Annotated in this window: 1 protein-coding gene; it reads left to right on the top strand. The window is 62.5% G+C overall.

Features of this window, described 5'->3' with window-relative positions; genetic code table 11:
• The first annotated feature begins 81 nt into the window (after window positions 1-81).
• Window positions 82-13,080 (top strand): non-ribosomal peptide synthetase, encoded by a 12,999-nt coding sequence (locus U6037_RS20085; RefSeq protein WP_322844287.1) that lies wholly within the window; start codon window positions 82-84, stop codon window positions 13,078-13,080.
• Window positions 13,081-13,219: the final 139 nt, after the last annotated feature.

Raw genomic sequence — 13,219 nt, 5'->3', positions numbered from 1 at the left:
GACCGCGCCCTGCATGCCCTTTGAGGGGCGTGACGCAGCAACCCGATTCCACTAGCAAGCCGAATTCAGGCAGGAAACCTCATGACCGACGCGTTCGAACTCCCCAGCACCCTGGTCCAGGCCCTTCAGCGCCGTGCGGCCCTGACGCCGGATCAACTGGCCTTGCGTTTTCTTGCCGAAAACCCAGAGCAGGCTGTGGTGCTCAGCTATCGCGAACTGGATGAGCGCGCGCGCACCATCGCCGCCGCATTGCAGGCTGGCGCAGAATTCGGTGATCGCGCGGTACTGCTGTTTCCAAGCGGTCCGGATTACGTCGCGGCGTTTTTTGGCTGCCTTTACGCAGGGGTGATCGCGGTGCCGGCCTATCCGCCGGAATCCGCGCGTCGTCACCATCAGGAGCGTTTGCTGTCGATCATCGCCGACGCCGAACCGCGTCTGCTGCTGACCAGCGCCGACCTGTGCGACGCCTTGCAGCAGATCGAAGGCGCGCCGCCGTTGCTGTGTGTCGACAGCCTCGACAGCGCCCTGGCGCAAAACTGGGTTGAGCCGAACCTGCCGCCGGACCACATCGCCTTCCTGCAATACACCTCCGGCTCCACCGCGTTGCCCAAAGGCGTGCAGGTCAGCCATGGCAACCTGGTCGCCAACGAACTGCTGATCCGCCACGGTTTTGGCATCGATGTGAACCCCGATGACGTGATCGTCAGCTGGTTGCCGCTGTACCACGACATGGGTTTGATCGGCGGTCTGCTACAGCCGATTTTCAGCGGCGTGCCGTGCATTCTGATGTCACCGGCGTACTTCCTCGGCCGGCCATTGCGCTGGCTCGAAGCGATCAGCCAATACGGCGGCACCATCAGCGGCGGGCCGGACTTCGCTTATCGCTTGTGCAGCGAACGGGTCAGTGAGTCGGCCCTCGAACGTCTCGATCTGAGTCATTGGCGCGTGGCGTACTCCGGCTCCGAACCGATCCGTCTCGACACCCTTGAACGCTTCGCCGAGAAGTTCACCGCGAGCGGTTTCAGCGCAGACAGCTTCATGGCCTCATACGGTCTGGCCGAGGCCACGCTGTTTGTCGCCGGCACCCCGCGCGGCACCGGGATTCCTGCGTTGCGCGTCGACGATCAGGCTTTGGCACAGAATCGCGCCGAGCCGGGCGAAGGCAGCCCGATCATGAGTTGCGGCATCAGCCAACCGGAACACGCGGTGCTGATCGTCGAGCCGAGCAGCCTCGATGAACTGGCCGACAACGCTGTCGGTGAAGTCTGGGCCGCCGGTCCGAGCATCGCCCACGGTTACTGGCGCAACCCCGAAGCCAGTGCCAAGACTTTCGTTCAGCACGCCGGCCGTACCTGGTTGCGCACTGGCGATTTGGGGTTTATGCGCAGCGGTGAGCTATTCATCACCGGTCGCCTGAAAGACATGCTGATCGTGCGTGGCCACAACCTCTACCCGCAGGACATCGAGAAGACCGTCGAGAACGAAGTGGAAGTGGTGCGCAAGGGCCGCGTCGCTGCATTCGCCGTCAGTCAGAATGGCGAAGAGGGCATCGGCATCGCGGCGGAAATCAGCCGTAGCGTGCAGAAAATCCTGCCGCCGGAAGCGTTGATCAAAGCCATCCGCCAAGCGGTGGCCGAGGCTTATCAAGAGGCCCCAAGCGTGGTGGTGCTGCTCCATCCAGGCGCGCTGCCGAAAACCTCCAGTGGCAAATTGCAGCGTTCGGCATGCCGCAATCGCCTGGCCGATGGCAGCCTCGACAGTTACGCGGTGTTTCCGTCGAACACGTCCGAAACCCACGGTGCAACAGCCAGCACATCCGAACTCGAAGCACTGATCGGTAAAATCTGGGCCGAGCAACTCGGCGTCAAACAGGTCAACGCCGACGATCACTTCTTCCTGCTCGGCGGCAACTCGATCGCCGCCGCCCAAGTCATCGCCCGAGTCCGCGAAGAACTCGCCCTTGAGCTGAACCTGCGCCTGCTGTTCGAAGCGCCGACGCTGGCCGCGTTCGCCGCTGCCGTGGCGCAACAGCAACAGGACGGCGGTAGCGCTCAAGGCGCAATCACCGCGTTGTCGCGCTCCGAACCAATGCCGCAATCGCTGGCACAAAACCGTTTGTGGATCACTTGGCAACTCGACCCACAGAGCAGCGCCTACAACATTCCCGGTGCCCTGCGTTTGCGCGGCGAACTGGACGAAGACGCCTTGCGCGCCAGTTTCCAGCAACTGATCGAGCGCCATGAATCCCTGCGCACCCGCTTCTTCGAGCGCGACGGCGTGGCCCTGCAGCAAGTCGATGCCGCCGCCGAACTCAATTTGCAACTGATCGACATCAGCGATCTGCCGGCGCATGAGCGTGAAGCCCGCGCGCAGCAAATCCGCGAAGACGAAGCACGCACTCAGTTCGATCTGGAAAAAGGCCCGCTGCTGTGGGTGACGCTGGTGCGTCTCGACGATGAAGATCATCAACTGCTGGTGACCCTGCACCACATCATCGCCGACGGCTGGTCGCTGAACGTGTTGATCGACGAGTTCTCGCGCCTGTACGCCGCCGCTACGCAAGGCGCAACAGCGACCCTTGCGCCGCTGCCAACCCAGTACGCCGACTACGGCAGCTGGCAGCGCCAATGGCTGGCGCAAGGCGAGGGCGAGCGGCAACTGGCGTACTGGAAAGCGCAGTTGGGCGACGAGCATCCGACCCTCGAGCTGGCCACTGACTCTGCGCGTTCGGCACAGCATGTTCATAGTGCCGAGCGTCACACCGTGCGGCTGGACGCCAGCCTCAGCGAGGCGATCCGCAACACGGCTCAGGCGCATCAATCGACGCCATTCATGTTGCTGCTCTCGGCATTCCAGAGCTTGCTGCATCGCTACAGCGGTCAGCGCGACATCCGCATCGGCGTGCCGAATGCCAACCGTCCGCGTCTGGAAACTCAAGGCCTGATCGGCTTCTTCATCAACACCCAGGTGCTGCGCGCCGAGATCGATTCGCGCCTGCCGTTTGTTGAGCTGTTAGCCCAGACACGCCAAGCCGCACTCGGTGCACAAGCGAATCAGGATCTGCCCTTTGAACAGCTGCTCGAAGCCTTCCCGCAGGCCCGCGAACAAGGCCTGTTCCAGGTCATGTTCAACCACCAGCAGCGCGATCTGAGCTCGCTCAAGCGCCTGCCGGGACTGCTCGCCGAAGAGCTGCCGTGGCATAGCCGCGAAGCCAAGTTCGACCTGCAACTGCACAGCGAAGAAGACCGCAATGGGCGGCTGACCTTGTCGTTCGACTATGCCAGCGAACTGTTCAATGCCACGACCATTGCGCGTCTGGCCGAGCACTTCAGCAACCTGTTGCGCGAAGTCTGCGAACGTCCGGAGCAAGCCATCGGCGATCTGCAATTGCTCACCGTCAGCGAGCACGCTCAGCAAAAAAACTGGGGCGTTGCACCCTGCACCCCGGCGCAACAATGGCTGCCGGAACTGCTCAACGAGCAGGCGCGGCAGACCCCGGAGCGCACCGCGCTGGTATGGGACGGCGGCAGTCTCGACTTCGCCGAACTGCACACCCAGGCCAACCGCCTCGCCCATTATCTGCGCGACAAAGGCGTCGGCCCGGATGTCTGCGTGGCCATTGCCGCCGAGCGTTCGCCACAACTGTTGATCGGCCTGTTGGCGATCATCAAGGCCGGCGGCGCTTATGTGCCGCTCGACCCGGATTACCCGGCCGATCGACTGGCTTACATGCTCAGCGACAGCGGCGTCGAATTGCTCCTGACGCAAACTGAGTTGCTTGAGCGCTTGCCGGCCAGCGACGGCGTCAGCGTGATCGCCATGGACGCTTTGCACCTGGAAAACTGGCCGAGCCAGGCACCAGGCCTGCACTTGCACGGCGACAACCTCGCTTACGTGATTTACACCTCGGGTTCCACCGGTCAACCGAAAGGCGTCGGCAACACCCACGCGGCACTGGCCGAACGTCTGCAATGGATGCAGAACGCATACGCTCTCAATGAAACCGATGTGCTGATGCAAAAGGCCCCGATCAGTTTCGACGTGTCGGTGTGGGAATGCTTCTGGCCGTTGATCACTGGTGCTCGTCTGCTGATCGCCGGTCCCGGTGAACACCGCGATCCGCATCGCATCGCGCAGCTTGTTCAAGAGCATGGCGTGACCACGCTGCACTTTGTGCCGCCGCTGCTCTCGCTGTTCATCGACGAACCGCTGAGCGCCGAATGCACCAGCCTGCGCCGGGTCTTCTCCGGTGGTGAAGCTCTACCGGCCGAACTGCGTAACCGTGTACTCGCGCAACTGCCCGCCGTGCAACTGCACAACCGTTATGGCCCGACCGAAACCGCGATCAACGTCACCCATTGGCATTGCACCACGGCCGATGGCGAGCGCTCACCGATTGGTCGTCCGCTGGGCAATGTGATTTGCCGCGTGCTCGATGCCGAGCTGAATCCATTGCCGGCCGGTGTGCCGGGTGAACTGTGCATCAGCGGCGTTGGTCTGGCCCGTGGTTACCTCGGCCGTCCATCGTTGACCGCTGAACGCTTTGTGGTCGATCCATTGGGCGAGCAGGGCGCGCGTTTGTACCGCACTGGCGACCGCGCGCGCTGGACCGCCGATGGCGTCATCGAATACCTCGGCCGCCTCGATCAACAGGTCAAGCTGCGTGGTTTCCGCGTCGAACCGGAAGAGATCGAAGCGCGCCTGCTCGCCCAGCACGGCGTCGCCCAAGCCGTGGTGCTGGTACGCGAAACCGCTGCCGGCGCACAGCTGATCGGCTACTTCACCGCGACCGATATCAACGAAGATCACGACGGGCAAATCACTCGCCTGAAAACTGCTCTGGCCGCCGAGCTGCCCGAATACATGGTCCCGGCGCAACTGATGCGTCTGGACGCAATGCCCCTCAGCCCAAGCGGCAAACTCGACCGCCGCGCCTTGCCTGAACCCCAATGGCAAGTGCGTGAACATGTCGAGCCGGTCACTGAACTGGAACAGCAGATCGCCGCGATCTGGCGCGAAGTGCTCGGCCTGACCCAAGTCGGCCTTCGCGACGATTTCTTCGCCCTCGGCGGTCACTCGCTGCTGGCCACGCAAATCATCTCGCGCAGCCGTCAGGCCTGTGACGTCGAACTGCCGTTGCGTGCGTTGTTCGAGCACAGTGAACTCGGTGATTTCGCCGAACAGATCCGGTTGATCCAGGCCAGCGGCCGCACCAACAAACAGCCGCCGATCGACAAGGTCGACCGCAGCCAACCGGTGCCGTTGTCATACTCGCAACAGCGCATGTGGTTCCTCTGGCAAATGGAGCCGGACAGCCCGGCGTACAACGTTGGCGGCATGGCGCGCCTGCGTGGCGTGTTGCATGTCGAGCGTTTCGAGTCGGCGTTGCAAGCGCTGATCCTGCGCCATGAAACCCTGCGCACCACGTTCCCGAGCGTCGACGGCGTTGCCCGTCAGCAGGTGCATGCCGAAACCGGCGTGCGCATGGGCTGGAAGGATTTCTCAAAACTTGCCGCCGATGTGCGTGAGCAAAAGGTTCAGCAACTGGCCGACGAAGAAGCGCATCTGCCGTTCGATCTGGAAACCGGTCCGCTGCTGCGCGCCTGTCTGGTCAAGACTGCCGAACACGAGCATTACTTCGTGCTGACGCTGCATCACATCGTCACCGAAGGCTGGGCGATGGACATTTTCGCCCGCGAACTCAGCGCGCTTTACGAAGCGTTTGTCGATGATCGCGATTCACCGCTGGAACCGTTGCCGGTGCAGTACCTCGACTACAGCGTCTGGCAGCGCAACTGGCTGGAGTCTGGCGAGCGTCAGCGTCAACTCGACTACTGGACCGCGCAACTCGGCCGTGAACATCCGTTGCTGGAATTGCCGGGTGATCGTCCGCGTCCGCCAGTGCAAAGCCATCAGGGCGAATTGTTCCGCTTCGACCTGAGCGATGACCTCGCCGCACGGGTTCGTGCGTTCAATGCGCAAAACGGTCTGACCCTGTTCATGACCATGACCGCCGCGCTCGCCACGCTGCTTTACCGCTACAGCGGCCAGACCGATCTGCGCATCGGCGCGCCGGTGGCCAACCGCATCCGCCCGGAAAGCGAAGGGCTGATCGGCGCGTTCCTCAACACACAGGTGCTGCGTTGCCAGCTCGACGGCATGATGTCGGTCGGCGAATTGTTCGAACAGGTGCGCCACACCGTGATCGAAGGCCAGTCGCACCAGGACCTGCCGTTCGATCATCTGGTTGAAGCCTTGCAACCGCCGCGCAGCGCCGCGTACAACCCGCTGTTCCAGGTGATGTGCAACGTGCAGCGCTGGGAATTCCAGCAGAGCCGCATGCTCGCCGGCATGACCGTCGAGTACCTGGCCAACGATGCGCGGGCGACCAAGTTCGACCTCAACCTGGAAGTCACCGACCTCGACCATCGCCTCGGTTGCTGCCTGACCTACAGCACTGATCTGTTCGATGAGCCGACCATCGCGCGCATGGCCAAACATTGGCGCAATCTGCTTGAAGCGCTGATCGCCGATCCGCAACAGCGCCTCAGCGAATTGCCGCTGCTCGATCAACCGGAGCAACAGCAGCTGCTCGACAGCCTCGGCATCGAGCCAGGCGAGCATCGTCTCGATCAGTGCATTCATCACCTGTTCGCCGAACAGGCGCTGGCGCGCAAAGACGCGCCGGCCCTGACCTTCGCCGGGCAGACCCTGAGCTACGCCGAACTCGATGCCCGCGCCAATCGTCTGGCCTGGGCCCTGCGAGAGCGCGGCGTCGGTCCGCAAGTGCGCGTTGGTCTGGCACTGGAGCGTTCACTGGAAATGGTCATCGGCCTGCTGGCGATTCTCAAGGCTGGCGGCGCGTACGTGCCGCTGGACCCGGAATACCCGCTCGACCGTCTGCATTACATGATCGAAGACAGCCGCATTGGTTTGCTGCTCAGTGATCGCGCGATGTTCAACGCCCTCGGCGATCTGCCGCCAAATGTGGCGCGTTGGTGCCTGGAGGAGGACAGCGCAGCGCTGGCCGCTCACCCGGCCAGCGAGTTGCCGTTTATCAGCCTGCCACAGCATCAGGCGTACCTGATTTACACCTCGGGTTCGACCGGCAAGCCGAAAGGCGTGGTGGTCTCCCACGGCGAAATCGCCATGCACTGCCAAGCGGTGATCGAGCGTTTCGGTATGCGCCCCGACGACTGCGAACTGCACTTCTATTCGATCAACTTCGATGCCGCGACCGAGCGTCTGTTGGTGCCGCTGCTCAGCGGTGCGCAGGTGGTGTTGCGTGCACAAGGTCAGTGGGACGCGGAAGAAATCTGCGGTCTGATCCGTGCGCATAAAATCAACGTGCTCGGCTTCACCCCGAGCTATGGCAGCCAGTTGGCGCAGTTCCTCTCGACGCAAAACGAAATTTTGCCGGTGCGCATGATCATCACCGGTGGCGAAGCGCTGACCGGCGAGCATCTGCAACGGATTCGCGCAGCGTTCAAACCGTCGATGTTTTTCAACGCTTACGGCCCGACGGAAACCGTGGTCATGCCGCTGGCCAGTCTGGCGCCAGAGGTGCTGGAAGAGGGCGCCGGCAGTGTGCCAATCGGCAGCGTGATCGGTGCGCGTGTGGCGTACATTCTCGACGCCGATCTGGCGTTGGTGCCGCAAGGCGCGACGGGTGAACTGTTCGTCGGCGGTGCCGGTCTGGCCCAGGCCTATCACGACCGTCCGGGCATCACCGCCGAGCGTTTTGTCGCTGACCCGTTCGTCACCGATGGCGGGCGCATGTACCGCACCGGCGACCTGGTGCGCCAACGTGCCAATGGCCTGGTGGAATACCTTGGGCGGATCGACCATCAGGTGAAAATCCGCGGTTTCCGCATCGAACTGGGCGAAATCGAAACGCGCCTGCTCGATCACGACTCGATCCGCGAAGCCGTGGTGCTCGCCCTCGATGCGCCAAGCGGCAAACAATTGGTGGGTTACCTCGTCACTGAGGTCGCTGAACAAAGCGAAGCCAAACAGGCTGAACTGCGCGAAGCCGTGAAATCGCACCTCAAGGCGCAACTGCCGGATTACATGGTGCCGACGCACCTGATCCTGCTGGCGAGCATGCCGCTGACCGCCAATGGCAAACTCGACCGTCGCGCCTTGCCAGCGCCGGATCCTGAGCTCAATCGTCAGGACTACGTCGCCCCGAGCAACGAGCTGGAAATCACCCTGGCGCAGATCTGGTGCGAAGTGCTCAACGTCGAACAAGTCGGTCTCAACGACAACTTCTTTGAACTGGGTGGCGACTCGATTCTGTCGATTCAAGTGGTCAGCCGTGCACGCCAGCAGGGCATTCATTTCAGCCCGCGTGATCTGTTCCAGCATCAGACCGTGCAAACCCTCGCCGCCGTGGCCAGCCGCACCGAACAAGTGACGGCCGAGCAAGGTCTGGTGACCGGTGAAACGCGTCTGACGCCGATTCAGCATTGGTTTTTCGACACGGAAATCCCTGAACGCCAGCACTGGAACCAGGGGCTGTTGCTGGAACCGACCGTGCCGCTGGAACCGCATCGTCTGGAGCAGGCGCTGCTGGCGGTGATCGAGCAGCATGACGCCTTGCGCCTGCGCTTCAGCGAGGCCGACGGCCAATGGCAAGCGACGCATCAACCGGTTTCCGATGCGGTGGTGTTGTGGCAAGTGCGCGTCACTTCGATGGACAAGTGCGAAGCGCTGTTCGCTGATGCCCAGCGCAGTCTCGATCTTGAACAAGGGCCTTTGGTGCGTGCCGTGCTGGTCGATGGCCCGCAAGGTCAGCAACGCCTGTTTATCGCGATTCATCACTTGGTCGTCGACGGCGTGTCGTGGCGCGTTCTGCTCGACGATCTGCAAACCGTCTATCGCCAACTCGACGCCGGGCAAACGGTCAAATTGCCGGCGAAAACCAGTGCCTTCAAGGACTGGACGGCACGCTTGCAGTCTTACGCCGGCAGCGAATCCCTGCGCGAAGAGCTCGACTGGTGGCAGACCCAACTGGCTGGTCAGAATGCCGATCTGCCGTGCGAAAACCCGCAGGGCGGCCAGCAGAATCGTCACGCACAAACCGTCAGCGTGCGCCTCGATGCCGAGCACACCAAACAATTGCTGCAACAGGCTCCGGCGGCTTACCGCACGCAGGTCAACGACTTGCTGCTGACCGCACTGGCCCGCGTGTTGTGCCGCTGGAGCGGGCAGCCGTCGGCGCTGGTTCAGCTGGAAGGCCACGGCCGCGAAACCCTGTTCGACGAGATCGACCTGACCCGCACTGTCGGCTGGTTCACCAGCGCTTACCCGCTGCGCCTGACTCCGCAGAATATCGAAGAGGCCGCCGGGCAGGGCGCTTCGATCAAGGCGATCAAAGAGCAACTGCGCGCCGTGCCGCATAAAGGTCTGGGTTATGGCGTGCTGCGTTATCTGGCTGATGACCTCAGCCAGCGCAGTATGGCCGCGCTGCCGCAGGCGCCGGTGACCTTCAACTACCTCGGTCAGTTCGATCAGAGCTTTGGCAGCGATGCGCTGTTCCGTCCACTGGATGAGTCGGTCGGTGCCGCGCACGATCCCCAGGCGCCATTGCCGAACGAGTTGAGCGTCGACAGTCAGGTCTATGGCGGTGAACTGCTGCTGCGCTGGACCTTCAGCGCCGAGCGATACGACACGCAGACCATCAACGATCTGGCCGATGCCTACATCGGCGAGCTGCAAAGCCTGATCGCCCACTGCCTGCAAGACGACGCCGGTGGCCTGACGCCGTCGGACTTCCCGCTGGCCAGGCTGACTCAGGCGCAACTCGATGCCCTGCCGGTGCCGGCCGCGCGCATCGAAGACGTCTATCCGCTGACGCCGATGCAGGAAGGCATGTTGCTGCACACCTTGCTCGAACCGGGCACCGGTCTGTACTACATGCAGGATCGCTACCGCATCAACAGCGAACTCGACGCCGAGCGTTTCGCCCAGGCCTGGCAAGCGGTGATCGCCCGTCACGAAGCGCTGCGCGCGTCGTTCTGCTGGAATGTCGGCGAAGACATGCTGCAAGTGATTCACACACCGGGTCGCACACCAATCGAGTATCTGGACTGGAGCGCCATTGCCGAAACCGAGCAGGAACCAAAGCTGCAAGCGCTCCTGAAAAGCGAGCGCGAGGCCGGGTTCGATCTGCTCAATCAGGCGCCGTTCCACCTGCGCCTGATCAAGGTCGGCGCGGCACGTTACTGGTTCATGATGAGCAATCACCACATCCTCATCGATGCCTGGTGCCGCTCGTTGCTGATGAACGATTTCTTCGAGATCTACACCGCGATGGGCGAGGGTCGTGAAGCGCAACTTGCCGTGCCGCCACGTTATCGCGATTACATCGGCTGGCTGCAACGCCAGAGCCTGGCCGAAGCGCGGCAGTGGTGGCAGCAGAACCTGCAAGGCTTCGAACGCACCACGCCGATCCCGAGTGACCGTCCGTTCCTGCGTGAACATGCCGGTGAAAGCGGCGGGATGATCGTCGGCGACCGCTACACCCGCCTCAATGTCGAGGACGGCGCGCGTTTGCGTGAACTGGCGCAGGCCCATCAGTTGACCATCAACACCTTCGCCCAAGCGGCGTGGGCCTTGGTGCTGCGACGCCTGAGTGGTGATCGCGACGTGCTCTTCGGCGTGACCGTGGCCGGGCGTCCGGTGGAAATGCCGGAGATGCAGCGCACGGTCGGTCTGTTCATCAACAGCATCGCGCTGCGGGTGAAAATGCCTGAGGACGATCAGCGCAGCAGCGTGCGCCAGTGGCTCAGTGGTTTGCTCGACAGCAACATGCAACTGCGCGAGTACGAATACCTGCCGCTGGTGAACATTCAGGAACAGAGTGAATTGCCGAAAGGCCAGCCTCTGTTCGACAGCCTGTTCGTCTTCGAAAACGCTCCGGTGGAAGTCTCGGTTCTGGACCGCGCGCAGAGCCTGAATGCGACCTCGGATTCCGGTCGTACGCACACCAATTTCCCGCTGACGGCGGTGTGCTATCCGGGCGATGACCTCGGTCTGCACCTGTCGTATGACCAGCGTTATTTCGACGAATCGAGCATCGAGCGCATGCTCGGCGAGTTCAAGCGTCTGCTGCTGGCACTGGTCGACGGCTTCCATGGCGACATGGCCGATCTGCCGCTGCTGGGCGCGCAAGAGCAGGACTTTCTGCTCCATGGTTGCAACCAGAGTGCCCACGATTATCCGCTGGAGCAGAGCTACGTTGCGCTGTTCGAAGCGCAGGTTGCCGCGCATCCGCAGCGCATCGCCGCGACGTACCTTGATCAGCAACAGAGCTACGCCGAGCTGAACCACAACGCCAACCGTCTCGGCCATGCACTGGTCGCGGCCGGGGTGCAGATGGATCAACCGGTGGCCTTGCTCGGCGAACGTAATCTCGATCTGCTTGGCATGATCATTGGCAGCTTCAAGGCTGGCGCGGGTTATCTGCCGCTGGATCCGGGCCTGCCGAGTCAGCGTCTGCAACGCATCATCGAGCTGAGCCGCACGCCGGTGCTGGTCTGCTCTAAAGCCTGCTTTGAACAGGCGCAGACCTTGCTGGATGAATTCAGCTGCGCCAATCGCCCGCGCTTGCTGGTGTGGGAAGAGATTCAAGCGGCGGCCACGTCGGCGCAGGATCCGGGGATTTACAGCGGCCCGGACAACCTCGCCTACGTGATCTACACCTCGGGCTCCACCGGCCTGCCGAAAGGCGTGATGGTCGAGCAGCGCGGCATGCTCAATAACCAGTTGAGCAAGGTGCCTTACCTGAATCTGAGTGACGCCGACGTGATCGCCCAGACCGCTTCGCAGAGCTTCGATATTTCGGTCTGGCAGTTCCTCGCCGCGCCGCTGTTCGGTGCGCGGGTGGACATCGTGCCGAACACCATCGCCCACGATCCGCAAGGTTTGTTGGTGCACGTGCAAGCGCAGGGCATCACCGTGCTGGAGAGCGTGCCGTCGCTGATTCAGGGCATGCTCGCCTCGGACCGTCTGAGTCTGGATGGCTTGCGCTGGATGTTGCCGACCGGTGAGGCGATGCCGCCGGAGCTGGCGCACCAATGGCTGCTGCGTTACCCGGACATCGGTCTGGTCAACGCTTATGGCCCGGCGGAATGCTCGGACGACGTGGCGTTCTTCCGTGTCGACATGGCGTCGACGCGCGGCAGTTACTTGCCGATCGGCACGCCGACCGACAACAACTTGCTGTACCTGGTCGATGGCGCGCTGGACCTGGTGCCGTTGGGCGCGGTGGGTGAGTTGTGCGTGGCGGGGACGGGCGTTGGTCGCGGTTATGTCAGCGATCCGTTGCGCACCGCGCCGGTTTTTGTGCCGAACCCGTTCGGTGCGCCGGGCGAACGCTTGTACCGCACCGGTGACCTGGCGCGGCGTCGCAGCGACGGAGTGCTGGAGTACGTGGGCCGCGTCGACCATCAAGTGAAGATTCGCGGTTACCGCATCGAGTTGGGTGAGATCGAAGCGCGTCTGCATGAACAGCCGGAAGTGCGCGATGGCGCGGTGGGTGTGCAGGAAGGCGTCAACGGTAAACACTTGGTCGGTTATCTGGTGGCTGCTGATAGCGCGCTGAATCCGAGTGAACGCCTGGAGCGGATCAAACAGCGCCTGCGCGCCGAACTGCCGGAATACATGGTGCCGCTGCACTGGCTGTGGCTCGATCAACTGCCGCTGAATGCCAACGGCAAACTCGACCGCAAAGCCTTGCCGGCGCTGGAGATCGGTCAGTTGCAGAGCCAGGACTATCTGGCGCCGCGCAATGATCTTGAGCAGACGCTGGCTGATATTTGGGCTGAGGTGCTGAAGGTCGAGCAGGTTGGTGTGCGCGACAACTTCTTCGAACTGGGCGGGCATTCGTTGCTGGCCACGCAGATTGCCTCGCGGGTGCAGAAAACCCTGCAACGTGACGTGCCGCTGCGGGCGATGTTCGAGTGCAGCACGGTGGAGGAGCTGGCCGAGTACATTGATGGATTGGCGGCGAGTGATATCACCGAGGAGAAGGTCGATCGGTTGAATGATCTGATGGCGGAGCTGGAGGGTCTGTAGTTTTTTCGGTGTCTGTACCGGCCTCATCGCTGGCAAGCCAGCTCCCACAGTAATCGAACATGATCACAAATTCTGTGTTCACTCTAGAACCTGTGGGAGCTGGCTTGCCAGCGATGGCGTCAGTGCATTCAACACATTC

It is taken from the genome of Pseudomonas sp. B33.4 (assembly GCF_034555375.1).
Classification (GTDB): domain Bacteria; phylum Pseudomonadota; class Gammaproteobacteria; order Pseudomonadales; family Pseudomonadaceae; genus Aquipseudomonas.
Note: the sequence above shows the minus strand (reverse complement) of the source record. Positions and strands in the feature narration are given on the sequence as shown.